22 protein-coding genes and 1 pseudogene are annotated in these 22,727 nt (G+C 60.7%); 5 read left to right on the top strand and 18 right to left on the bottom strand.

Annotated features, from left to right (window positions below):
- From BHMPCIPO_RS26775 to BHMPCIPO_RS26740, 8 genes are all read right to left on the bottom strand, one after another.
- Entirely contained in the window at positions 1 to 249 is a 249-nt protein-coding gene (locus BHMPCIPO_RS26775) for a hypothetical protein (protein ID WP_173519760.1), read from the bottom strand.
- Positions 250 to 470: 221 nt separating this feature from the next.
- On the bottom strand, positions 471 to 2,981 hold the full coding sequence (locus tag BHMPCIPO_RS26770) for a spermidine synthase family protein (RefSeq protein WP_210266655.1): 2,511 nt from the start codon (positions 2,979 to 2,981) through the stop codon (positions 471 to 473).
- The gene (locus BHMPCIPO_RS26765) at positions 2,978 to 3,619 is read right to left on the bottom strand and encodes a protein-L-isoaspartate(D-aspartate) O-methyltransferase (protein ID WP_246304574.1); all 642 of its coding nucleotides are present in this window, start codon (positions 3,617 to 3,619) and stop codon (positions 2,978 to 2,980) included. Before BHMPCIPO_RS26765 ends, BHMPCIPO_RS26770 begins: the two co-directional genes overlap by 4 nt.
- A gap of 562 nt (positions 3,620 to 4,181) precedes the next feature.
- The gene (locus BHMPCIPO_RS26760; protein ID WP_173519758.1) at positions 4,182 to 6,071 is read right to left on the bottom strand and encodes a bifunctional sugar phosphate isomerase/epimerase/4-hydroxyphenylpyruvate dioxygenase family protein; all 1,890 of its coding nucleotides are present in this window, start codon (positions 6,069 to 6,071) and stop codon (positions 4,182 to 4,184) included.
- 28 nt (positions 6,072 to 6,099) lie between these two features.
- Entirely contained in the window at positions 6,100 to 6,960 is an 861-nt protein-coding gene (locus BHMPCIPO_RS26755; protein ID WP_173519757.1) for a shikimate dehydrogenase, read from the bottom strand.
- 91 nt (positions 6,961 to 7,051) lie between these two features.
- The gene (locus BHMPCIPO_RS26750) at positions 7,052 to 8,065 is read right to left on the bottom strand and encodes a TRAP transporter substrate-binding protein (RefSeq protein ID WP_173519756.1); all 1,014 of its coding nucleotides are present in this window, start codon (positions 8,063 to 8,065) and stop codon (positions 7,052 to 7,054) included.
- A 59-nt stretch (positions 8,066 to 8,124) separates the two neighbouring features.
- Complete coding sequence (locus tag BHMPCIPO_RS26745) at positions 8,125 to 9,405, bottom strand: TRAP transporter large permease (RefSeq protein ID WP_173519755.1); 1,281 nt, start codon at positions 9,403 to 9,405, stop codon at positions 8,125 to 8,127.
- Positions 9,406 to 9,415: 10 nt separating this feature from the next.
- Positions 9,416 to 9,979 carry a TRAP transporter small permease gene (locus BHMPCIPO_RS26740; protein WP_173519754.1) on the bottom strand — a complete coding sequence of 188 codons (564 nt, stop codon included), beginning with the start codon at positions 9,977 to 9,979 and terminating at the stop codon, positions 9,416 to 9,418.
- A 296-nt stretch (positions 9,980 to 10,275) separates the two neighbouring features.
- Here BHMPCIPO_RS26740 and BHMPCIPO_RS26735 point away from each other — a divergent pair, with 296 nt between their 5' ends.
- The 5 genes and pseudogenes from BHMPCIPO_RS26735 (at position 10,276) to BHMPCIPO_RS26720 (ending at position 12,206) form a co-directional block, all read left to right on the top strand.
- Positions 10,276 to 10,929: a TetR/AcrR family transcriptional regulator gene (locus BHMPCIPO_RS26735; RefSeq protein ID WP_173519753.1), complete on the top strand. Its 654-nt coding sequence runs from the start codon at positions 10,276 to 10,278 to the stop codon at positions 10,927 to 10,929.
- A 66-nt stretch (positions 10,930 to 10,995) separates the two neighbouring features.
- Entirely contained in the window at positions 10,996 to 11,202 is a 207-nt protein-coding gene (locus BHMPCIPO_RS26730) for a DinB/UmuC family translesion DNA polymerase (protein WP_173519752.1), read from the top strand.
- 12 nt (positions 11,203 to 11,214) lie between these two features.
- Positions 11,215 to 11,410: pseudogene (locus tag BHMPCIPO_RS33160) on the top strand (LLM class flavin-dependent oxidoreductase); the annotation flags it as partial.
- Between the two features lie 155 nt (positions 11,411 to 11,565).
- Positions 11,566 to 11,799: an AbrB/MazE/SpoVT family DNA-binding domain-containing protein gene (locus tag BHMPCIPO_RS26725; protein WP_173519751.1), complete on the top strand. Its 234-nt coding sequence runs from the start codon at positions 11,566 to 11,568 to the stop codon at positions 11,797 to 11,799.
- Entirely contained in the window at positions 11,796 to 12,206 is a 411-nt protein-coding gene (locus BHMPCIPO_RS26720) for a type II toxin-antitoxin system VapC family toxin (RefSeq protein WP_173519750.1), read from the top strand. The genes BHMPCIPO_RS26725 and BHMPCIPO_RS26720 overlap by 4 nt, the downstream gene beginning before the upstream one ends.
- A gap of 382 nt (positions 12,207 to 12,588) precedes the next feature.
- On the opposite strand, the gene glcF is transcribed toward BHMPCIPO_RS26720, so the two are convergent.
- From glcF to BHMPCIPO_RS26670, 10 genes are all read right to left on the bottom strand, one after another.
- A complete protein-coding gene (gene glcF, locus BHMPCIPO_RS26715; protein WP_173519749.1) occupies positions 12,589 to 13,893 on the bottom strand; it encodes a glycolate oxidase subunit GlcF in 1,305 nt (434 codons plus the stop codon).
- Positions 13,894 to 14,035: 142 nt separating this feature from the next.
- Complete coding sequence (gene glcE / locus BHMPCIPO_RS26710) at positions 14,036 to 15,232, bottom strand: glycolate oxidase subunit GlcE (protein ID WP_173519748.1); 1,197 nt, start codon at positions 15,230 to 15,232, stop codon at positions 14,036 to 14,038.
- Positions 15,229 to 16,668 (bottom strand): FAD-binding oxidoreductase, encoded by a 1,440-nt coding sequence (locus BHMPCIPO_RS26705; protein WP_173519747.1) that lies wholly within the window; start codon positions 16,666 to 16,668, stop codon positions 15,229 to 15,231. Before BHMPCIPO_RS26705 ends, glcE begins: the two co-directional genes overlap by 4 nt.
- A 58-nt stretch (positions 16,669 to 16,726) precedes the next feature.
- A complete protein-coding gene (locus BHMPCIPO_RS26700; RefSeq protein WP_173519746.1) occupies positions 16,727 to 17,167 on the bottom strand; it encodes a GlcG/HbpS family heme-binding protein in 441 nt (146 codons plus the stop codon).
- A 20-nt stretch (positions 17,168 to 17,187) separates the two neighbouring features.
- Positions 17,188 to 18,168 carry an ROK family protein gene (locus BHMPCIPO_RS26695; RefSeq protein ID WP_173519745.1) on the bottom strand — a complete coding sequence of 327 codons (981 nt, stop codon included), beginning with the start codon at positions 18,166 to 18,168 and terminating at the stop codon, positions 17,188 to 17,190.
- Positions 18,169 to 18,182: 14 nt separating this feature from the next.
- Positions 18,183 to 18,884, bottom strand: coding sequence for a ribulose-phosphate 3-epimerase (locus BHMPCIPO_RS26690; protein ID WP_173519744.1), 702 nt, complete (start codon positions 18,882 to 18,884; stop codon positions 18,183 to 18,185).
- Entirely contained in the window at positions 18,871 to 19,698 is an 828-nt protein-coding gene (locus BHMPCIPO_RS26685) for an alpha/beta fold hydrolase (RefSeq protein WP_173519743.1), read from the bottom strand. Before BHMPCIPO_RS26685 ends, BHMPCIPO_RS26690 begins: the two co-directional genes overlap by 14 nt.
- On the bottom strand, positions 19,698 to 20,531 hold the full coding sequence (locus BHMPCIPO_RS26680) for a sugar phosphate isomerase/epimerase family protein (protein WP_173519742.1): 834 nt from the start codon (positions 20,529 to 20,531) through the stop codon (positions 19,698 to 19,700). The genes BHMPCIPO_RS26685 and BHMPCIPO_RS26680 overlap by 1 nt, the downstream gene beginning before the upstream one ends.
- Entirely contained in the window at positions 20,531 to 21,607 is a 1,077-nt protein-coding gene (locus BHMPCIPO_RS26675) for a Gfo/Idh/MocA family protein (RefSeq protein WP_173519741.1), read from the bottom strand. The genes BHMPCIPO_RS26680 and BHMPCIPO_RS26675 overlap by 1 nt, the downstream gene beginning before the upstream one ends.
- Positions 21,608 to 21,631: 24 nt before the next feature.
- On the bottom strand, positions 21,632 to 22,723 hold the full coding sequence (locus BHMPCIPO_RS26670) for an ABC transporter ATP-binding protein (RefSeq protein ID WP_173519740.1): 1,092 nt from the start codon (positions 22,721 to 22,723) through the stop codon (positions 21,632 to 21,634).
- Between the last annotated feature and the right edge of the window lie 4 nt (positions 22,724 to 22,727).

The following is a 22,727-nucleotide window of genomic DNA, read 5'->3' as shown; positions in this document are numbered from 1 at the left end:
TCATAGGGTGCCGCGGGAGTCCGGCGGTTGCGAACGTTGATACATCGTCAGCGCCCACTGCGTAAGAAATTCGTCCAGATACAAAATGTAAACGTCACCCTCGCTGCCCCTGACCTTGAAGTAGCGGTAATCGGCGCCATGCCACTGATCGAGGTTTTCGACCACATCGATCTGCCGGCCGTTGAGGTAAAATCGTCGGAGCTTCTTGACACCACCTTCGTCCACGAAGGTTTCGACCTGAACTTGCATGGCGCTCTCGCCGTTCTCTGGGCCGAAAGGCAATGAACCACGCCTTCTGCTAGCCGAGCGGGATCTTTCTTGGACAAATAGCTGAGGGTGGGCGAGAAGAAAGGGGTGCACGGCCCCCTCGCCTCGTGTCTTGGACGCCGTTCGACTGCTTGAGGCGCCTTCCACCTGTTTGCACAAGCTTACGTCGCACGCCGCGATTGGCATCGAACGGTGTGCCAACATCAGTTGCGGGAGGGGCCATTCCGCTTATCTCGCGAACGGTTCAGATTTGAAATAGAGCCTTGCGACGTCCGCTGATCGTGTCGATACCACGACCCGGCGAGTAAAGCCGGCGCGGCAAGATAAAGGATCGTGGCTATAGTCACGACACCCGTGAACCCGATATGCGTTGCAAGCAGTGCGGCGAGGATCGCGCTCAGCACCGACGCACAGCCATTGATCCCCCACGCCCAGGGAAGAAATTCCTCCGAGCATGCGCCGATGTGGCCGAGGCCGAGGGGGAACGGCATGCCCATGAAGACAGCGAGCGGCGCTATGAGGAGGAGCGCGATTGCGATCTTCGCGGCATCCGGAAGTATCAGCAGCCGTTCGAATATCACGGGCAGCGCGAGCAGGTAGCTCCCAGCCAGGAATGCGATCACCACGACAGCGAGGGTTATGCCGCGCACTGCCGATCCGCTTCCGACCGCCACCACCCAGCGTGCGGCCAGGGTGCTACCGAGACCTGCGAAGACAAGGAAACCCGCAAGCACAACAGCGACGGCGTAGAGCGGGTGGCCGAGGAACAGCACGAAGCGCTGGATGAAGGCGATCTCGATGAACAGGAAGGCTAGGCCCAAGGCAAAAAAATAAAGCCCGAAGCGCAGCCGGGGTACGGCACTCCCGAGCGCGCGCCGGCGAAGCCAGAGCGGCAGCAGGATCAGGACGGCACTTATGATCGCGGCCTGCACGAGCGTCGCCGCCAGGATCAGGTAGCCCCAGTCGAGCATCGCTGCCCCTCCTTGAGTGCGCAGCTTCAGGAGTTCGGGCAGGGCTTGCCAACGGAAAAAGTCGAAGAAATAGGGCTTATTGTCAGTGGCCGGCACGATGTTGAACTTGTAGCGCTCGGTGAAGTCGGCTCTCTCAGGGCCGATGAGAGCGAGGGCTCCCTCGTAGAGATATTCCTGGTCGAGTTGATTGTAGCGGTTCACGTCGCTCGCGGAGATGCCCGGCACCCAGGAGACATCAAAGAAATTCTCGGCCGCGAAGGCGCGAATGGCTGCGACGTCCTCACTGCTAAAGGACGACTTGGCGACGAGCAGGGTTGCGGTATTCCAGCTCCGGATCAGCGCCAGGTGCCGGCCGGGCTGGGACACGCCATCCGCGTCAAGCGCGGCGATAGCGGTGGCGAATAGCTTGAGGATGTCGCGCGGAGGCGCCCGTAGCCAGCGCGTGACGGCGACGATGCCATCTGGTTTCAGTACCGCCAGGTAATCCCGCAGTGCCTCCACGGTGTAGGTGTAGTTCTCATGCATGCTTTGTACCCCGGCCGCGGCCGCGCTGAAGGAGTCAAGGAGCGGCATCTGGATCAGGTCGTAACGCTCACCAGCGGACGCAGCGAAGGCGCGCGCCTCGGCTAGATGCAGATGCACGTGCGGAAGGCTGAAGATGCCGCCGATGAACTTCGCGAAACGATTGCGAGCCAGGTCGATCATCTGCGGGTTGATCTCTACAGCGTCCACGATGTTGGCTCCGGCGCGTAGCGCCAGCAGCACCTGCTCGCCGCCACCAGCACCGAGGACCAGCACGCGCGGCCGCGCAAGCATTCGGTACGGGAGCGCCGCCGTTGTCCGCTCGAGATAGGCGACGGTCGCCGGATCGCCGCTATAGGCGGTCATCGCCGTAATACCATCGCCATCGCTGAAGACGGCGAGTTGCGCGGGCGGCTCTTGGGTGTTGGCGAGGCTGAGGCCCGGCGCGTGCCGGAAAGGGACGCTCGGGCTTGCCACGACTGTCAGTAGTCCGAGCGGGCTTGATCGCTCTTCGACCATCTGCGCGCTTGGGACGTCGAGAGCCAGGCTTAGGCCCTTGTACTGCGACATGTGCGGTGCGGTGGCCGTAAAGGACGGTGGCAGCCACACCGCGACGACCGCGGCTGCAAGCCAAAGGCTGCCCGCGGCGAACCGCCGACGGCGAGCCATGCCTGTCGCGGCGAGGGCAGCCGCCGCAAATGCCAACGCCGCGATGTAGCGCAGTGCCACAGAGGGAAAGACCAGGAACAACAGTCCGATGATACCCAGTGCGCCGACCCCAGCGCCGACCAGGTCGAAGGCATAGACGCGTCCGATCTGGCCAGGATGGCGACTGAAGGCAAGGCCGATACAGGTTGCACCAAAAAAGAACGGCAGGATGAGCAGTGCATAGCTGGCAGCGAGCCAACCGAGCTGGCCCGGATTCCAGACGACCTCGAGCGCGTTGAACGGCAGGCGTTCAGCACCCGCGAAGCTGGCGACCGCAGTAATGCCGAACAGCGCTGCCGACGCTGCGAAGGCGGTCGAGTACCGTTTCACCAGAGGACGGCGGGCCAAGGCAACGAACGTACCGCTCGCACCAAAGCCCAGGAGGGCAATGCTTATGATCATATAGGCAATTTGATGCCATTGAATGATCGAAAAGAGCCGCATCAGCAGCACTTCGTAAGCAAGGGTTGCCGCTGATATCAGAGCAACCGGCAGTAGGCGCCCCGCTCTCATCGGGCCCTACCTCCCCTCAGTGGCACAAAGGCCACCGGCAGCAACTGCCGGGTCGTGATGCTTCCGTCCCGTCGCTTCTCGACCAACATGAGAAACTGGGTCGCGAAGGGGCCTCCCACAGGGACGACCATACGGCCTCCCTTGGCAAGCTGCTCGACCAGCGGCGGCGGGATGTGGCTGGCAGCGGCAGTTACGACGATACCGTCGAAAGGCGCGTGCGCAGCCCAACCATAGTAACCGTCGCCCACCTTCACCTCGACATTGTCGAAGCGGAGCTCCGCCAAGCGGGCGGCTGCCCTTTCGCCCAGCTCCGGTATGATCTCAATCGAGTAAACCTTCGCTGCGAGCGGCGACAAGACGGCTGCCTGATAACCCGAGCCAGTACCGATCTCGAGAACAACGTCACGAGGTCCGACGTTGATCAGGTCGGTCATCAGCGCGACGATGAAGGGTTGCGAAATGGTCTGGCCGTATCCGATCGGCAGTGGCCGATCTTGATAGGCCTCGCCGCGCTGCTCCTCGGGCACAAAAAGGTGGCGCGGCACCTTTCCCATCGCCTCCAACACAGCCGGATCGATGCCCTGGCCTTCGACCGCTGACGGCGCCGAGCGGGCGTGCGATTTGATCGTCTCGATCATCGCTGCACGCTCGCCAAGGCGATCCTGAGCGGGCGCGGATGTCGAAACCACGGCGGCAGCGCTTGCGAGAACCGCCGCCATCAACGCTTGGCATTGGGCTAGAGGACGCATGAACGTTCTCCCGGCTGTAACGCGAGAGTATAGTGGCGGCGGCATTTTGAACAAACCTCGCGCGGTCACTCTGCGCAAGGCTGCGATGTCACCTACGGTGTTCCGCTCGATACATTATGCGATTATTTTGGCCCATAAAGAGAAACGGCTGTACAGGCCTGATGTGGTCGCCCAAACCATACCAGGCGAAAACGCTGACACCCGCGCTGAAGTTCTATGTGGCAGTTTGCGACGTTGGCGACGGTGTGCTTGCGAACTGGGATGCTGTCTTCGCCAACTCGGCGAGGATCGAGGTGCCGAGCAACGTCAAGCATAACCAGCGCCAGACGGAACAGGGGAATGGCAGGTCACACCAAGCATGGCGCCGTTCTCGGCAGCGGAGAATGTCGCCTGACGACCACCGTTACAACTCCCCTGAGCCAATCGGTGTCCCGAGTCTATCGCTTGGCGACTAGCTTTTCGGCAGCCCGTCTGGCCTCAAGTACTTTCTCAGCGCCGCGATGCGAAAGATAGCGTTGGCGGCTCCGTAGCCGCGATAGCCGCGTCTTTCGACGATTTCAAAGAAAAAACCTTCTCCAAAGGTCGGGCTGTAGAGCTGGAAATATTCGCCGCCGTCATCGCGATCATAGAGAATGTTTTCGGACTTCAGCTGATCGATAAGCTCCGCATCGAGACCGAAGCGGGCTTCGACGTCGTCGTAGTAATTCGGCGAGATCGGCAGTGCGTTGAAGCCGTTTTTCCGCAATGCTTGCGCCGTCGCGAAGATATCTTCGGTGGTGAAAGCAAGGTGCTGTACGCCGGAGCCGAAGGTTTCGGCGATGAAGCGGCCAGCCAGCGTATTGCGGTTCTCCGTGCCGTTCAGCGTCAGACGCAGCGTGCCCGCGTCGTTTTCCACGACCTGGCTGCGCACGATGCCGGCCGGATCGATAATGTCGACCATGGGTGTTTTATGCGCATCCAGTAGCGATGTGTAGAAGAGCAGCCAGGTCAACATCTCCTCGTATTTGACGGTCTGAGCGATGTGATCGATGGTGGACAGTCCGGCCGGGATGACCGAGCCTTCGTCTCGCACCGGATCGAATTCGATCTCCCAGATCCTGGAGAGCTCGGATTTTTCGTCCAGGAAATAGATGAGGCCCCCGCCAACACCGTGGATCGCCGGGACCAGGAGTTCACCTGGGCCGACCGGCTGCTCGAAAGGTTCGGCGCCAAGCGCCCGCGCCCGTTCCACGGTCGCGGCCGCATCGTCCACCATGAGGCCGAAGGCATAGGCGGACGTGCCGTGTACCAGATAGGACGCGCTGGCGAAGCCTTCCCGCTCGGTATTGACGACCAGATTGATTGCGCCCTGGCGGTAGACTACCACCTGCTTCGTCCGGTGCTGTGCCGCCTTCTTGAAGCCGATGGAAACGAGCAGCGCTTCGAGCTCGCCTGCTTCTTCCTCGGAGGCACTGAACTCCACGAAGGCCACACCCTTGACATCAACGCGCGGAGGCATCTTTGGAACCGGCAACCGTATATCCGCTTCGGCGCGCCTGACCTGGTCCCCGAGATAGATCAGCGAGCGATATCCGTCGACGGCAATCGCATTGGCGTTGCCGCCACGAAATTGGTCATTGAAGATTTCGAGCGACAAATAGCCGTCATAGCCAGTTGCCGCCACCGCGCGGGTAAAGTCGGTCACCGGCAAGTCGCCCTCGCCCGGCATGTTGCGGAAGTGCCGGCTCCAGTAGAGCAGATCCATATCGATCAGCGGGGCATCGGCGAGCTGGACGATGAAAATCTTCTCCTTGGGAATCGAGCGGATCGAGTTGACTTCGATTTTGCGCGACAGCGTATGGAAGCTATCGAGGATCAGGCCAATGTTTGGATGATCGGCGCGCCGGACAATCTCCCAGGCGTCGCGATGATCGCTGATGTGGCGGCCCCAGGCGAGTGCCTCGTAGCCAACGCGCAGATCCCGCTTCGCGGCGCGTTCCCCGAGCTCGCGAAAGTCAGCGGCCGCCCGGTCAAGTCCACCCAGTGCCGCCGGCGACACATTGGAGCAGACGAGGACGAGGTCGGTACCAAGCTCCTGCATCAGGTCGAACTTGCGCTCCGCCCGGTCGAAAGTCCGTGTCCGAAGCGGCTCGGGCATGCCCTCGAAATCACGGAAGGGTTGGAACAGGCTGATCTCCAGACCGAAGTCACGCACCATCCGGCCAACTTCGCGTGGGCTCTCGTCGAAGGCGAGGAAATCGTTCTCGAAAATTTCGACACCGGCAAAGCCCGCTTTGGCGATGGCATGCAGCTTGTCCTTGAGATCGCCGCTGAGCGAAACCGTTGCTATCGAGGTCTTCATCGTTCATTCCTCGCTGGAGTTCTCGGCGTCAGCCGGTCATCGCCTTGAAATGGTTGAGCATCCGCGCCGCGTCCGGCTCGAGCCCTGTAAACAGGCGAAAGGCGCCGACCGCCTGGAAGACGGCCATTCCGCCGCCGTCGAGCGTGCGGCAGCCGCGTCGTCTGGCTTCCGCGAGCAGCGCCGTTTCGAGCGGGAAATAGACGATCTCGGCGACCCAATGGCGCGGATCGAGAAGGTCGCCGTCGAGCGGCAGCCCCGGATAATTCGCCATGCCCGTCGGCGTGGCGTGGATCAGCCCCGACGCCGATCGCATTGCAGCCGCGAGGTCCGTGCCGGCTGAGATGTCCGCTTCGGGGAACAGGGCGGTCAGCATCTCGGCAAGCGACTGCGCCCGATCCGGCTCGCGATCGAAAACAGCAAGGCGCTTCAAGCCGAGCGATAGCGCGGCGTAAGCGGTCGCGACGCCCGCGCCGCCTGCCCCGAGCTGCACGGCAAAGGAAAGGTCGGCATCCGGCAGCCCGCGCGTGAAACCTTCGGCAAAACCCCACCAATCGGTGTTGTGGCCATAACGCCGCCCACCCTTGAGCACGACGGTATTGACGGCGCCGAGCCGCTGCGCATCAGGTGCAAGCTCATCGAGATAGGCTATGACTGCCTGCTTGCACGGATGGGTGATGTTGAGGCCTGCAAACCCCTGCCGTTCAGCCTCGGCAAGCAGGCGCGGCAGGTCGTTTTCCGTCGCGTCGATTTCGCGAAGGTCGATCAGCTCGTACGCATAGCGAAGCCCCTGAGCTGCGCCTTCGGTCATGTGCATCGCCGGGGTCAGCGACGCTTGAATGCCCGCGCCGATCAGACCGGCCTTCAAGGGTCTTACAAGCGTTTCGGTCATGGTTTGCGTTTCCATCCTCAAAAGCCCGCAGCAACGGGCAGCCAGCCTCCGGCCCGCCGTGCCTTGCGGACGGGCCGGAGTTTTCGCCCTGTTACTGGCCCCGTGCGGCGCCGATCTCCTTGAACAGCGCCTGCACCGTCTCCGTGCCAATCTCGGCGCTAAACTTCTCGATCACCGGCTTGACGGCATCACGCAGCTTCTGCGTCTCCTCGGGGCTGAGTTCGCTGATTTCCATTCCGGTCTTGCGGATTTCCTCAAGGGCTGTGGCATCCGCTTCTCGCGACACCTTGCGCTGATAATCGCGCGCTTCGGTTGCAGCCGCCTGCAGGACGGTCTTTTCCTCGTCGTTCAGCCCATCCCAGAACTTCTTGCTGACGAGCACGATCTGCGGATTGTACTGGTGACGGGTCAACGTCATGTATTTCTGCACTTCATAGAACTTGGCGTTCAGGATGTTTGCGGCCGGGTTTTCCTGCCCATCGACCGTCCCGGTCTCAAGCGCGGTATAGAGTTCGGTATAGGGCAGCGGCACGGCGTTGGCGCCGAGCGTGTTGAAGAGCTCGATCGGGATCGGGGACTGGATCGTGCGGATCTTCAGACCCTTGATGTCCTCGAGCTTCGTCACTGGATGGCGATTGTTGGTGAGATTGCGGAAGCCGAGCTCCCAGTAGCCGAGACCGACGAGGCCGGTATCCGGCAGAAGCTTGAGGAGACTGTCGCCGAAGGCACCGTCCATCACCTTGTCCGCCTCCGCACCGCTGTCAAAGAGGAAGGGAAGGTCGACGGCGCCGAACTGCTTGACGTTGTTGGCAAGAATGCCGGCGTTAAGTACCGTCATCTCTATGACGCCGCCCTGCAGCGCCGAGACGGTCTGGACGTCACCACCGAGCGTGCCGCCCGGAAAGAGCTTCACCTCGATCTTGCCGCCGCTCTTGTCCTTCACGAGTTCGGCGAACTTCTCCATGCCCATTACCTGCGGGTGACCCTTGTTGTTGGCCGAAGCGAACTTGATGGTCTGGTCGCGTATTTCGGCAAGCGTCGGCCCTGCCGTCAGCAAAACGAGCGGCAAGGCAAGCCCTAGGGCCATTTTCGTCAGTTTCAACATGTTCTCCTCCCAGATTTGGCCGGTATTTCCGCCGGTCGTGTTGAAGCGTGCAATTTCTGTCAGTGCCCGAACCAGGTAACCGGAACGGTCACCAAGGCGGGGAACAGGACGAGCAGGAACAGGACGATCAGTTCGGCGACCAGGAAGGGCAACACGCCCTTCATCAGGTCTTCCATCGACAGTTTCGAGACGCCGCAGATAACGTTCAGAACCGTGCCGACCGGCGGTGTGATGAGGCCGATCGAATTGTTGATGATGAACAGCACGCCGAAATAGACCGGGTCGATGCCTGCCTGCTTGATGATGGGCATCAGAACCGGCGTCATCACGAGGATGGTCGGCGTCATATCCATCGCAGTGCCGACGAGCACGATGAGAACCATGATCGTCATCAAGAGAAGCGTCTGGTTGTCCATCAGGGGTTCGATCAACGAGGCAAGCGCGCCGGGGACGTCAGCAACGGTGATCAGCCAAGCGGAGACCGCGGCACAGGCGACCAGGAACATAACGACAGAGGTGATCTTTGCCGCCGACACGAAGACATGAAAGAGCTGCGCCGGCGGCAGTTCGCGATAGACAACCATGGCGACGAAGAGCGAGTAGACGGCAGCAATAACGCCGGCTTCGGTTGGCGTGAAGACCCCGAACTTAAGGCCAACGATGATGATGACGGGCAGCATGAGGGCCCAGATGCTATCGACGAGCGCCTTGAACCGCACTGCCCCGCTCTGCCTTGGCGGCAACTCGAACTGCTCCTTGCGGGCAACGATCAGCCAGGTGACGCAAAGGGCCACGGCTATCATCAGCCCCGGGAAAATACCGGCGAGAAAGAGCTTGGTAATCGAGACGCCGCCGACGACGCCATAGAGGATGAAGCCGATCGACGGCGGGATGATCGGTCCGATCACCGAGGCGGAGGCGAGCAACCCGCCGGCGCGCGCCGCGTCATGACCGCTCTTCAGCATCATCGGCAGAAGCAGCGCCCCGAGGGCAGCCGCGTCGGCGACGGCCGAGCCCGAGAGACTGGAAAGAATACAGGCGGCGAAGATCGCGACGAAACCAAGGCCGCCGCGGACATGGCCGACCATCGCCATTGCCAGCGCGACGATGCGGCGGGAAAGCCCTCCGGTGTTCATGACCTCGCCGGCGAGCAGGAAGAATGGCACGGCCATCAGCGGAAAGCTATCGGCACCGTTCAAGACGTTCTGTGCCACGATCTGTGCGTCGAAGAGACCTAGGTAGAGCATCAGCGCGACACCGCTGATAATGAGGGCGAAGGCTATCGGCACGCCGAGCGCCATGGGTCCGAGAAGTGCGCCGAGGAATATCGTAACGGTCATCACAAGATCCTCAGCGCTTGACGGAAACGGGGCCGAGCACCGGCTCGGGAAGATCGTCCAGCGCCATCTCGTCCTCGCTGTCGCGCACCAGTTCGGCTGTTGTCACATCGATACGGCCTGTGGCGATGGCGAAGGCGTCGGCAAGCAGGATCAGGAATGCAGGGACACCAAAGGCGAGACCGGCGCCGTAGAAGAAGCCCATCGAGAGCCCGGTCGCCGGCGCGCCGACGTGAAGATTAATCAGCGTCTGTGCCCAACTGCCGCTGATCATCAGCCAGGTCGCGAAAAGCATCAGCGCATAGCCCGAGAGCACCGCGATCCTTGCCGCAAGGGGCGGCAGTCGTTTGATGACTGTATCAACGCCAAGATGTCCGTGTTCGCGCATGGCGACGACGGCGCCGAGGAAGGTAACCCAGACGAAAAAGATGCGCGACAGCTCCTCCGAGACCGTGATGCCTTGGTTGAACGCATAACGCAGAACGACATTGCCGAAGACGAGCACAACCATGCCGGCGAGCAGCAGGGCAATCGCCACCTTCAGCGCGAAGAAATAGAAATCGATGATGCGGGTCATGCGCTCCTCCCAAAGCGGCGTGCCGTCTTGACGCCCGAGCGTCGCAGTGGCGACGATGGGCGGCGTCAGGGGCACGGTGCGAGCACGACCTCCTCCGGCCGTCTTCGCTCATTACAAAATGTACGAACTAGTACGTATGTCAAGTGGACTCTCTTGAAAGAGCCCGACAACCTCAATATGACTTCCAGGGGAGACGAAATGAGGAGGCCTGTGGCCCGCCTGTTTCGATTTGGTTTTATTGGGAAAATTTCGGCTGGTGAAAGATATCGGCTGATGTCGGGAGTGACGACGAAAGAATGGCAGGGCGGGCTGAGGCAAGTCGGAAGAACGATCCGGAACGAACCAAGGAAGACATCCTTGTCGTCGCCACGGAGGAGTTCTCGACGCATGGCCTCGCCGGCGGGCGCGTCGATGCGATCGCAGAACGGACCCGAACCTCCAAGCGCATGATCTATTACTATTTCGGAGGCAAGGAGGGACTTTACCTCTCCGTGCTAGAGCGCGCCTATCGCAAGATCCGCACGCTTGAGGAGGATCTGAAACTCGCTAGCCTTGCGCCGGAAGAAGCGTTGCGCACGCTGATCTCCAGTACCTTCGACCACGACGAGGCCAATCCCGATTTCGTGCGATTGGTCAGCATCGAAAACATCCACCACGCAGCACATATGCTTCGTTCCGAAGCCATCCGTGATCTGAATGTCTCAGTCATCGAGACGATCGCTGGCATTCTGGAGCGCGGTGTCGCTGAAGGCGTCTTCAAGCGAAAGGCCGACCCGATCGATGTGCACATGCTGATTAGCGCCTTCTGCTTTTTCCGCGTTTCGAACCGCTACACATTCGGCATGATCTTCCGCCGCGATCTCTCTGAGCCAGAGACGATTGGCAGGCATCGAACCATGATCGCCGATGCCGTTATCAGCTACCTGAAAAATGCAGACGGACCGATTTGACGACTGGTCGAGCGACGGTACTTAGGTCGGCTACGCCCGTGCGACGACAATGTTCCAAAGCCTGAGGTGAAATGGGGTGATTTCACACAGGTCACCCGGAGCAAGGCCGTCACCTTCCCGATCGCAAGCGCCGGCGAACTCGCCGACGTCTCGACGCTCCTGCTCTCGCCGCTTTTCCCGGTCGCGAAAGGTATTCGGCTTTTGGGTGTGTTGCTGTCATCGCTCGACAGTGCAACCATCGAAGACAAACATCAACTCGCGCTCACACTTTGAGCTTGTCCGGCCGCCCCCGGCAGGTTCGGTGGCGGCGGGGCGAGTACCACATGGCTGGTTGGCTGTGCCGAGGATGTCGCCCGCTCGCTGCGCAGGTACGAAGAACTGGGCATCACGCATTTCGTGCTTTACGCCCTATCTCCAGGAAATCAGGCGCCAGGGCAAGCAGTTGCTTCCGCTTCTGCGTGACAACAGTTTATCGGCATGACGGTAATCAGGTTCCGATGCGCCCCGAGCAAGCGCTAGCCAACGTCCAATTTTGGCGCCGGAGCGCTTCCTGGTGATTGTTCGTCGTCCCATTCTCTAGAAAACCGGGCCGCGAAGTAACACTTTCTAGAAATCATTCCTTACAACGGTTCGACAATGACGACAACGGTTACAGCTAAGGGGCAGATTACGATCCCCAAACCGGTGCGCGACCTCTTGGGTATAGTGCCTGGGAGCAAGGTTGATTTCCGCCGTGCACCGGATGGGAGCATAGTGCTCGTCCATGCCGCTAAGAAACAGCAACCCAGCCGCTTCGCACAGTTGCGGGGGCACGCCGGCAAAGGGCTGGATACGGACGCGATCATGGCCCTCACGCGTGGCGAACCGTGACATTCGTAGACACGAACGTTCTTCTCGACATCGTAACAGACGATCCGAAATGGGCCGATTGGTCCATAGCGCAACTCGAAAACGCAAGTCTTGAGGGGACACTGTGGATCAACGATATCGTCTATGCAGAACTCGCCGTTCGCTACGATCGAATCGAAGAAGTCGACGCGCTCCTTGATCAAGCCGGGTTAGAACTCGCGCCAGTCCCGCGGGAGGCTCTCTTTTTGGCAAGCAAGGTTTTCACACGTTATCGCAAAGTAGGGGAAACGAGAACTGGCGTTCTCCCGGATTTCTTTATAGGAGCCCGTGCGGCCGTCAGCGGGCTACCGTTGCTCACGCGTGATGTTGCTCGCTATCGAACCTATTTCCCCACATTGACATTGATTGCGCCGGACTTGCCGACCTAACCGCACCTGATTGAGACAGCGGTCGCACCGGGACGACGCTGCCAAGCGGTGGTGCGCCTTCGTTCCGGTGGATACATGGCCCTTATCAACCAAAGACAGCGACTGCTGATTTGACGATGATCCCACCAGCCGGACTTCTGCGCAGTTGACGGCCGGTCGCGGCGCGAAAGCTTTGCAGCAATTGCAGCGGACGGTCTAGGATCGACAGGACTCGAGTGGACGATACTGAGCGGCTTCTGGGGGGAACCTGGATCCACAGGCTTCATTGTAGTTGCTGTCCGTGCGAAGGCCGCGCTCACCATCGGCTGCAGTTCAACGAACCGGAACGACAATGTAGCCAATTTCCGTGTCGCAGTCGGCCGGGGATCTCCTTGCAAGGTACTCAGCGAGGGTGGAGTTTGTCAGGACGTTTCCCACCGTAGGCCCAGTCGAGCAATTCGACCGTGTGCAGTATCTGCATCGACGTACTTGAACCGATATGGGCAATGCAGCCGATGTTGCCGGTCGCGATGATATCTGCTTTTGTCGCCTCAAGATTGGCGACTTTGCGTAGTTTCAGCTTGCTTGCGATATCTGACTGCAAAATGTTGTAGGTACCGGCCGACCCGCAGCATAGATGCCCCTCTTTCGGATCGCGCACTGTGTATCCCGCTGCCGACAGGAGAAGCTTCGGCGCTGACGAGATCTTCTGACCATGCTGCATTGAGCATGCCGAGTGATAGGCTACAGCTATTCCTTTCGGCGGAAGCATGGGAAGTGCAAGCGTGGGGAGGTATTCCGTAACGTCCCGTGCCAAAGCAGACACAGTAGCGGCCCTTGCCGCGTACTGCGGATCGTGCCTCAGCATATGACCATAATCTTTGATCGTCGTCCCACAGCCGGAAGCAGTTATGATTATTGCGTCGAGCCCCTTTGTTTCTGTCTCGCTGAACCATGCGTCGACATTGGCTCTAGCGCTTTTCAGCGCTAGCTCCTCGCGTCCCATGTGGTGAACCAGCGCCCCGCAACACCCTTCCCGGTCGGGGACTACCACTTCAATCCCAAAACGCGTAAGCAATCGGATCGCAGCAGCGTTGATACCAGGGTCGAGAACCGGCTGGGCGCAGCCCGTCAGAATTGCCACCCGACCACGTTTGGTTCCTTGCGCCTGATGAGTTTGCGGTAACGAGTATGGTGATAGTGGTGTGACCCGCCTTGGGGCCAATTCAAGCATCGCTGCGATCGGTTTCAACGCCGGGAAACTTTTAGCAACCATTCGGAAGGGCCGGCCTACTCGCGCCAACTTCAGTGCCATGCGGAACCTCTTCGGATGCGGCAGGATTGAAACCAGCATCCCACGGATGACCCTGTCCATCAGCGGCCGACGATAGCTTTTTTCGATGTGGGCGCGCGCGTGATCGATTAGGTGCATGTAGTCGACACCGGATGGACAGGTCGTCGCACAGGAGAGGCAGGAGAGGCAGCGATCGAGATGGGTGACAACCGACTCGTCGGCGGGCCTGCCGTTCTCGAGCATGTCCTTGATGAGATAGATCCGCCCGCGGGGGCTGTCGAGCTCATTGCCAAGTGTGAGGTACGTCGGACATGTTGCGGTACAGAAACCGCAATGCACGCAACGCCGCAGTATCGACTCGGATTCGGCGGCGGCCGGATCCGCCAGTTGGGAGGCAGTAAAGTTAGTCTGCATCTGCAAGGCTCCGCGAACGCAAGAACGCGTTCTTCTCTTTCAATCGTCTCGATCAAGCCCGCGCTTGGAGCCGCCCATGATAGTTCTCTAAGGCAGCGCTAGTGCTTCCGATAGGGATCTTTCGGGACCATCGTGATCAACGTCATCCCATCTTTCCTGGATTCAGAATTCCGGCCGGATCAAAGCTCTCCTTGATCTTTCGCGAGAGCATGGAGACGCCGTCGCTACTCGGTTCGAACGAAGGCACCGCCCGGCGCGCCTCGGCACTGGCTCGCAGCAACGTCGCGTGTCCGCCGAACGCTTTGAGGTGCCCGCGAAGAACATCGGCATGGGGATCGCCTTCAGTTCTCAACCAAATCAGGCCCCCCTGCCAATCGTAGAATGCGTCGACATTCACCGTCTCGCGCAGCGCGGCAACCAGACGATGACCAGAATTAGGAGCCACCGATACCCGCCAGAGCGCCCTCGTGGACCCGTCGCAGAACGGCGATATGTCGCGAACCGTTCGCCAAAGCGTGACGCTGCGGTCGGGGTCCAGTCGTTCGGCCGGTCCGAATGCGCTCATCGCTCGTAGCAGTTTCACGGCACGTTCCTCCACCGACGATGCCGTCCCCTCAAGACGAAGAGCAGTCGTGGCGACGGGGTTCGCTTCTCCATTACAGCCGCCCCCCGCCCTCCCCAGCGGCAAATGCGCAGCCCCGGACACCTCCACTGACAGCGCCATTGCCTCGGCCATGGCCGATGTTGCTGCTGGCCCCTCGAGACCGCAAATGAGAACGGTCGTCTCAGTCACGGGGCGGGGCAAAACGCGGAACGTCACCTCGGTCAGCAGGCCCAGCGTGCCGTGCGACCCTGCCACCAGCTTCGTCACGTCAAGTCCAGTGACGTTCTTCATCACCCTTCCGCCTGCCCTGACGATCTGTCCCTTCCCATTGACGAAACGCGCGCCGAGGAGACTATCTCTCGCCGCCCCGGCGACGATCCGCCGTGGCCCCGATACGTTGGCGGCGAACACCCCGCCGATCGTCGGCTCACCTATCGTTCCCATCAGGGCCCGATGGTCCGCCGGCTCGAAAGCCAGCATCTGGTTCTTCGCCGCAAGCACCTCTTCTACCAGCGCTACCGGAGTACCTGCGCGCGCCGTCATGACCATTTCATGCGGGGTGTACGCGACGATGCCGGCAAGTTCGGATGATTGAAGCCGTGCTTCGGCTGCGACAGGATTGCCGTAGCCGCTGCGGGTGCCGTTCCCGCAAATGACCAAAGGTTCGCGGCGCGCAGCATGGGCGGCGATGACTGCCGAGGCCTCTTCCTCGGTTCTCGGAGCGAAGGTTTTCATGCGACGCCTCGCCCATCGAGCGGAAAAACCTTGGACGGATTCAAGATCCAGTCGGGATCGAACGCGGCGCGCACCGCCATCATCTGTTCAAGATCGGATTCCCCGTATTGATGCCGCATAAGATCCCGCTTTTCGATCCCCACGCCGTGCTCTCCGGTTAGGCACCCGCCCACGTCCACGCAGAGCTTCAGGATATCGTTTCCGGCGGCCTCCGCTTTCGCGGCCTCGACCGGATCGTTTGCGTTGAACAAGATCAGTGGGTGCATGTTGCCGTCGCCGGCATGGAAGACATTGGCGACACGCAGGCCGTAACTCGCGACAATCTCGCCAGTTCGACGCAGGACGTTCGAAAGTTCGCTCAAGGGCACGGTGCCATCCATGCAGATGTAGTCGGCGACCCGCCCGGTCGCGCCAAAGGCAGACTTGCGGCCTTTCCAGATCAGAGCCGCCTGTCGCGCCGACTGGCATTCTCGAACGACCTTGACGTCATGCCTGCGCGCTATATCGACGATAGCCGCGAGGATCGCGCTCATCTCCGTCGCGGAGCCTTCGACCTCGACGATGAGCAGCGCTTCGACGTCGAGCGGGTAGCCGGCTTGCGCGAATGCTTCGCAGATCTCGATCGCCTGCCTGTCCATGAATTCCATAGCGACGGGAATGATGCCGGCGCCTATGACATCTGCGACGCACGCGCCAGCAGCCTCAGAAGAACTGAATCCGAAGAGCACGGGACGCGCGCCTTCGGCCTTGGCTATCAATCGCACGGTAGCCTCGGTTACGATTCCGAGTTGACCCTCCGAACCGCAAATAATCCCAAGAAGATCGTAGCCGGCGGGATCGAGTGCTTTACCACCAACGTCGATTATCGTCCCGTCGAACAGCACCATTTTCACCCCGAGCAGATTATTAGTCGTCACGCCATATTTCAGGCAGTGGGCACCGCCCGAATTCATGCCGATGTTGCCGCCAATGGTGCACGCAAGCTGAGAGCTCGGGTCCGGCGCATAGAAGAAACCCTCGCCAGATACTGCTTCGGAAATGCAGAGGTTTGTAACGCCCGCCTGGACGGTGGCCGTCCTGTTGACCAGATCCACATCTAGAACGCGTACCATCTTCGAAAGTCCGATGACAACCGCGTCCTCTTGCGGAATCGCGCCACCGCAGAGCGAAGTGCCCGCCCCGCGCGGCACCACCGGAATGCCATTCGCGCTGCAGTATCTGAGAACTTCAGCCACCTGCTCGGTTGTTTCCGGAAGTGCGACAGCCAGGGGCATCCGCCGGTACGAGACAAAGGCATCAGTTTCGAAGGGCTTGAGGCCGCGTTCGTCAGTGATGAGGGCGTCCTCCGGTAGGAACGAGGCAAGGTCCGCGACAATCTCGCGGCGGCGGGCGAGAACAGCAGGGCGCGGTTCCAAGAAAACTATCTCTGAGTCCATATCGCTTCCGTTACTCCCAACTGTTGAGGTTCGACCTGGCCGCCATGGCCCCTGGAGCTCAGCTCGCTTCGGGCCCGCGCAGGCTGGCAAGAAAATGGTCGATCCCGGACTGTGCGCAGTCGCTGTCCTGGGCGGGCGTCCCGGAACTGACGCCGATGGCGCCGACCACGTCGCCGTCCACCACGACGGGAATCCCACCGGCCACCACCATGAGCCGTCCACCGATTGCGGAATTGATGCCGAAAGCCGGTTTACCGGGCTGACTTACCTCCCAGTAACTTTCGGTCGTGCGCTTGGCGCCTGCGGCAGTGAATGCCTTGTCCTGCGCGATGATCGTGCTGGTCACCTTCCCGCCGTCCATACGTTCGAACGCGATGAGCTGCCCCGACTCATCCGTCACCGCGATGCACATTGGCACCGCAATTTCGCGAGCACGTTCACGGGCGCCCTCGATGAGTATGCGGGCGTCGGGCAGACTTAACCTTCTGATCGTCAACAAAGCTGTAGCTCCTCTGGAATTCATCGATGCGCGACAAGCGCCAAGGTTTCTTCGCTCGGGCGGTCCGCAAGGAATGCCAGGGCTGCGGCCCCGACCAGCCCGGAATTTTGTCCAAGCGCAGCCCTAACGACGGTTACGTCCTTGAAGGCCGGCATCGCCCAGCGGGCAATGTATCCCTGAATCCCCGGTTTTAGGCGGTCGAACTCCTGGGAAAGACCTCCTCCCATGATCACAACGTCGGGACTAAAAATGTGGATCAGACTCACGAAACCGCGTCCCAAGATTTCGGCCTCCTCGTCAATTAGCAGGTTGGCGAGGAAGTCCCCGCCTCTTCCAGCCGTAAAGACGTCCCGGCTATCGATCGTGGTTCCATTTTTGCCGAGTCTAGTCTCGTGACTATCTGCCGCACGAGCGCGAGCCCGCTTGGTGAACGCCGTTCCGGAGCCGTATGCCTCAAAGCACCCTTTGTTGCCGCAGGGGCAAATCTCCCCATTTGGCATGACCGACATGTGCCCCACGTGGGCGGCCATGCCCTTCCTGCCGCGAAGCACTCGTCCATCTGCAATAATCCCGCCGCCAATGCCCGTGCTGACGGTGACATAAACCAGGTTGGCTAAGCCGCGCCCGGCCCCAAACTGCCATTCGCCGATTGCGGCGGCGATCCCATCATTCTCCAGGCAAACCGGAAATGCGAACTGGCGCTGAAGTTCGGCCTTCAGTGGGAAGTCCGCAAATCCGGAAAGCGTCGGGATATCCCTGGCAACCCCACTCACCGTATCGATCGGGCCGGGCGTGGAGACGCCGATACCTACGACTAGCGACGGCTTCGTTGTTGCCAGCAGGCTCTCGACCAATCCACTGATTTGCGAAAGGACCCGTTCAGGACCGGCGTGGGCCTCCGTCTGTTCCTCTATGCGCGCGACAATATTGCCCCGCTCATCGACGAGAGCCGCGCGGACCTGAGTCCCTCCCAAATCTATCCCAATGGCAACCTGATGCATTTCCGAACCGTGGGTTAGAGTGCGTGTAGCCACCCCATTCGCCCTTCAAGCGACGGAGCGTTGAAAGCCAGCGACCCAAGTACGACCGTCTCCGCGCCGGCCTGGCGAAGCAGGGGCACCGTGTGTTCGCGAATGCCGCCATCGGCAGCTAGGACGATGCGATGCGTTGCACCGCAATCGGCTATGATCTTGCTGGCTTGTTGCAGGCGGGGACCCGCCCTCTCGTCCAATCCTTGGCCCTTGACGCCAATCGCGGTCCCGAGGAGCGTGATGAAACTTAGTCGGGATGCGAATTTGGCCACACGCTCAACGGGCGTATCCACCTTAAGCACCATACCTGCGGCCACGTTCCGCCGATCCAGCAGGTCGAGCGCGGCGTCCGCCACGGCTTCGTTTTCGACATGGATGCTGATGAGATCGCTGCCCGCATCGACGAACTGCTCAACCTGAGGCAGAAGAATACTGTCCGCGACCATCAGATGAACATGGATCGGACGTGACGAAACTCTGCGCATGCCTGCGACGAGGTCGGGAAAGAACAACATAGCAGGCGCGAAATGGCCGTCGGCGACGTCGATGTGCAAAATGTCGGCGAAAGGCTCGACGCGGGCAATGTCGTCGCCCAGACGCACGAGGTCGGCCGACCACACTGAAAATTCGGCAATCAGCCGGTTCTTGGGAAGGTTGGCGATCCAATTCTTTTCAGGTCCAGTCATCTCTCAAGCTCTCTAGGAAACCGCCCAGTGCGAGGCGAAAATCGGCGACGTATCGCTCTCGGCTCTCGGCTTTCGGTGTGATTTCTACGAGGCGCGCTCCAGGTATCATTTGGGTGAGTGCAGACGCATGCGTGAGCGGATGGATAAGGTCCCTCTTGTGGCCGATTACCAGCGCCGGCACATCGAGACTGCGGACCTCATCTTCCGTCACACCCGGTCCATCGGCCGCGATCGCAGACAGAAGCGCCGCGGTCACTTCAATGGGAACACGCGTAAAGAACCCCTCGAGCGACGCCAGATTGTCCGGCGCCTCGTCGGCGAGGCTGCGTCCGTGGGCGCTGGCCAGAAAGGCCGCCCTCGCCTCTTGCTGCGGCATCGTTTTCAATAGCCGACCAACCTTGGCGTTGGGCGCCATGTTCGCTGGCGCCGCTTCGATCACCCAGGCCGGTCGGGCGATGACCAGCCCCTTGACGAGATCCGGGCGCTTGACGGCAAGGCGCAGCGAGATCGCCGCTCCCATCGAAATACCGCCGACCACCACCGGATCAGGGAAGTTCTGCTCGATGTAATCAGCAACGTCGTCGGTGAACGTGGCGATCGACAGGCTGTCGAGGGGCCCCGCCTGCGAGCGGCCGTGCCCACGGGCCTCGACCGTGATGCGGCGCAAGCCAGGCTTCGCCGGGAATGCTTCATCCGTTTGGCCTGCGTCGCCGCATAGACCATGTTGGAATATGATTGCCTGGCCTTCGCCAGCCGTATCGACATTCAACACGGTTCCATCGGCGGTCTTGAACGGAGGGATGGCCTTGGTCATCAGCCTGCTCCGTCCTGAAGGAGTTGCGTCAAGAATGATGCGACTCCTGAAGCTTCGCTGGCCGACAGACCGTGGGTGACGAGGCTGCCGTTGAAGCCGATGGCCTTCAGGCATCCCAGGTAGTGAGCGTAGTCGAGGACGCCTTTGCCTGCGGTGGCGAAAGTGCCGTCTGGATTGCGGTCTTTGGCATGTGCCATGACGATGCGATCCGCCAAACGGTCGACTGCCTGCGAGACGACCCTACGTTGTTGATCCAGGCTTGCCACTTCGAAAAGATTGGCGGGATCGAGCACGACCTTGATACGCGAGCTTTTCATCTCGTCGATCAGCAAGCGCGCCTTCTCGGCAGAATTCACGACGTTGGCCAGTTCCGGTTCGATCCCGAGATCGACGTCGTACCGTTCTGCGATACTAACAGCCGCTTCCATGGCCCCCAGCAGGTCGCGCCATGCCTCGGGCCTGCCATTGTCGGGATGCTCCTTCCACTGATCGAGCGGATCACGCGTGCCGGTGCAAAGCGTGATCAGACGCGTCTGCATCCCCGCGCAACGGCGCGCAAGCACCTCGAGCCTCTCATGGCCCGCCACACGCAAAGTTTGGTCCGGGTGGATCATGTTGTAGGTGCCGGACACCGCCACGATTTCCACACCGCAGGCCTTGGCCGCCTCGGCCACCGCCTGGGCCTGACCGTCTGAAATCTCGTCTGGCATTGAAGGAAGGCCGGAGCAGGCCATGTTGTACTGCGCCCCCGCAAAGCCTGCGGCGGCGACAGACTGGAGCACTGCGCGGGGATCAGTGCCGTCGAACGTCTTTGCGAAAATTCCAAGCTTCATCACACACCACCTGAAACGTCCGCCAGCGCGACGCGCTTCCCGGTCTCGGCCGACCGCGCGATCGCGACCATCGCCTGAACGGAGGCGACACCGTCGTCGATGTTCGCCCCTTCGAGAACCGTGCCGTCCAGAATGCTGCGCGCAAAGCCCTCCACCTGACGACGATAGAAGTGGCCGTCCGCGCCCAGCACGCGGTGGGTGGCGCCGTCCGCCTCGCGGAAGATGTCGACTTCACTCGATTTGTAGTACCAGGGATTGTACGTCTTACCGAGGATGCTGCCGTTCTTGCCGTAGATCTGGAAACCTTCATGCCAGTCCATACGCACTTGCACGGTCAGATCGAGATGGCCGAGCGTGTCGGAGGCGAATTCGACGTCTACGAACCAGCACCAGATACCCGATCGCTCCGAGAGGCGCGCATTTACGGCAACGATGTCGCCGGCGAAGTATCGGGCCGTATCAATCAGATGGCAGCCGTGGGCCAGCATGTAGTATCGACGAAGATCCGCCTTGGGGTTGGTGGACGGACGCTTGGCATTCGCACTGGTCACAATCAGCGGCTGAACGGCATCTGTCATCGGATAGCGGTGGGTGTTATCGCAATACCACGCCTTCAGCGCGATCATGTCGCCCATCTCGTCACGGATGAACGACTTGGCCGCCTGGAGCCCTGCGTCGAAGCGCTTCATATGCCCCACCTGGAACACCTTGCCCGACCTTTCGACGGCCGACTTCAGATCAAGGCACTCCTCCACGGTCACGCCGACGGGCTTCTCGCACAGCACATGTTTGCCCGCTTCCAACGCACGAATGGAGGCCGGAACATGGAACGCGTCTGCGGTTGCGATGATGACGGCGTCGAGTTCCGGATCGGCGAGCATCCGGTCATAGTCATTGTAGGATTTCTGAGCCCCATGGGTGATGACCATCCGCTCGCGCAGATCGTCCGCAACGTCGCAGATCGCGTATAGGTCGGCGTTAGCAGCTTTTGTACATGCCTCGAAGTGCGCCGCCTGGGCAATCTGCCCGGCTCCCAGTACTCCCACGCGAAGACGTCTTTCCTGTTTTGCTGGCATTGGTAGGTCCCTGAAACTGAGGTTTTAGTGGGCGACGCCGGTCGCGGCGTCGAAGACAACTGCTTTCGAAAGATCAAGCGCAAACGCCCGCTTTTCACCGGGGCAAATCGGCGTGCCCGTCGGCAGACGCGCCATGATCTCGCGCTCACCTGCGCGAAGGGCCACGAACACGTCCGGGCCAGTCGGCTCAATGACGTCGACATGAAGCGTAAGCGTCGGGTTGGCAGACGCTCCCTCCATCGCGAGCGAAAGCCATTCGGGCCGCAAGCCGAGAAGCACGTCGCTGCCAGGCGCCAATCGCGCCGTCACTGAAGAAGGCAACGGCAGGGTAACGTCCGTTCCCTTCAGGCTCAGGCGCGGTCCCGACGCGCCATCCACCACGGTTGCAGGTAGAAGGTTCATCGGCGGCGATCCCATGAACGTGGCGACGAAGACATTGGCGGGCCGGTCGTAGATGTTTTCGGGCGTACCGAATTGCTGGAGGACGCCGTCCTTCATTACTGCGATGCGCGTCGCCATCGTCATCGCCTCGATCTGGTCGTGCGTGACGTAGACAATGGTGGCTCCGAGCCGTTGATGGAGCCTCTTGATTTCGGTCCGCATCTCGACGCGGAGCTTGGCGTCGAGGTTGGAGAGCGGCTCGTCGAAGAGAAAGATTTTCGGCTCGCGTACCAACGCTCGTCCCATAGCGACGCGCTGACGCTGGCCACCGGAAAGTTGGCCGGGGCGGCGCTTAAGCAAATGGCTTATCTGGAGAAGGTCCGCAACCTTGCCTACCCGCTCGACGCGCTCGGCTTTCGGCATTTTGCTCATTTCTAGCGAGAAGCCGATGTTCTGTTCCACGGTCATTGCCGGATAGAGCGCGTAAGATTGGAACACCATGGCAATGTCGCGTTCCTTTGGCTCCAGACCGTCCACGGGCCTGCCGTCGATCGTGATAGTCCCGGACGTGTGTTCCTCCAGCCCGGCGATGATCGAGAGCAGGGTGGACTTTCCACATCCCGAGGGTCCGACAAGGACCAGGAACTCCCCATCTTCGATCGAGATCTTTATGTCCTTCAGAACGGCTAGGCTTCCGAAGCTTTTGGTGACGTGGCTGATGCCGAGATTGGCCATGAGC

This window comes from Ensifer sesbaniae (genome assembly GCF_013283665.1).
Lineage (GTDB): Bacteria > Pseudomonadota > Alphaproteobacteria > Rhizobiales > Rhizobiaceae > Ensifer > Ensifer sesbaniae.
The sequence above is the reverse complement of the archived record's forward strand: the minus strand, read 5'-3'. Positions and strand labels throughout refer to the sequence as shown.

Excerpts from the sequence above, each read along its gene's own strand:
- BHMPCIPO_RS26750 (WP_173519756.1), bottom strand. The coding sequence starts at position 8,065 with ATGTTGAAACTGACGAAAATGGCCCTAGGGCTTGCCTTGCCGCTCGTT.
- BHMPCIPO_RS26705 (WP_173519747.1), bottom strand. The coding sequence starts at position 16,668 with ATGGACTCAGAGATAGTTTTCTTGGAACCGCGCCCTGCTGTTCTCGCC.
- BHMPCIPO_RS26760 (WP_173519758.1), bottom strand. The coding sequence starts at position 6,071 with ATGAAGACCTCGATAGCAACGGTTTCGCTCAGCGGCGATCTCAAGGAC.
- BHMPCIPO_RS26685 (WP_173519743.1), bottom strand. The coding sequence starts at position 19,698 with ATGACCAAGGCCATCCCTCCGTTCAAGACCGCCGATGGAACCGTGTTG.
- BHMPCIPO_RS26740 (WP_173519754.1), bottom strand. The coding sequence starts at position 9,979 with ATGACCCGCATCATCGATTTCTATTTCTTCGCGCTGAAGGTGGCGATT.
- BHMPCIPO_RS26765 (WP_246304574.1), bottom strand. The coding sequence starts at position 3,619 with ATGATCGAGACGATCAAATCGCACGCCCGCTCGGCGCCGTCAGCGGTC.
- BHMPCIPO_RS26725 (WP_173519751.1), top strand. The coding sequence starts at position 11,566 with ATGACGACAACGGTTACAGCTAAGGGGCAGATTACGATCCCCAAACCG.
- BHMPCIPO_RS26680 (WP_173519742.1), bottom strand. The coding sequence starts at position 20,531 with ATGAAGCTTGGAATTTTCGCAAAGACGTTCGACGGCACTGATCCCCGC.
- BHMPCIPO_RS26675 (WP_173519741.1), bottom strand. The coding sequence starts at position 21,607 with ATGCCAGCAAAACAGGAAAGACGTCTTCGCGTGGGAGTACTGGGAGCC.
- BHMPCIPO_RS26690 (WP_173519744.1), bottom strand. The coding sequence starts at position 18,884 with ATGACTGGACCTGAAAAGAATTGGATCGCCAACCTTCCCAAGAACCGG.
- glcE (WP_173519748.1), bottom strand. The coding sequence starts at position 15,232 with ATGAAAACCTTCGCTCCGAGAACCGAGGAAGAGGCCTCGGCAGTCATC.
- BHMPCIPO_RS26745 (WP_173519755.1), bottom strand. The coding sequence starts at position 9,405 with ATGACCGTTACGATATTCCTCGGCGCACTTCTCGGACCCATGGCGCTC.
- glcF (WP_173519749.1), bottom strand. The coding sequence starts at position 13,893 with ATGCAGACTAACTTTACTGCCTCCCAACTGGCGGATCCGGCCGCCGCC.
- BHMPCIPO_RS26735 (WP_173519753.1), top strand. The coding sequence starts at position 10,276 with ATGGCAGGGCGGGCTGAGGCAAGTCGGAAGAACGATCCGGAACGAACC.
- BHMPCIPO_RS26755 (WP_173519757.1), bottom strand. The coding sequence starts at position 6,960 with ATGACCGAAACGCTTGTAAGACCCTTGAAGGCCGGTCTGATCGGCGCG.
- BHMPCIPO_RS26695 (WP_173519745.1), bottom strand. The coding sequence starts at position 18,168 with ATGCATCAGGTTGCCATTGGGATAGATTTGGGAGGGACTCAGGTCCGC.
- BHMPCIPO_RS26670 (WP_173519740.1), bottom strand. The coding sequence starts at position 22,723 with ATGGCCAATCTCGGCATCAGCCACGTCACCAAAAGCTTCGGAAGCCTA.
- BHMPCIPO_RS26770 (WP_210266655.1), bottom strand. The coding sequence starts at position 2,981 with ATGAGAGCGGGGCGCCTACTGCCGGTTGCTCTGATATCAGCGGCAACC.
- BHMPCIPO_RS26775 (WP_173519760.1), bottom strand. The coding sequence starts at position 249 with ATGCAAGTTCAGGTCGAAACCTTCGTGGACGAAGGTGGTGTCAAGAAG.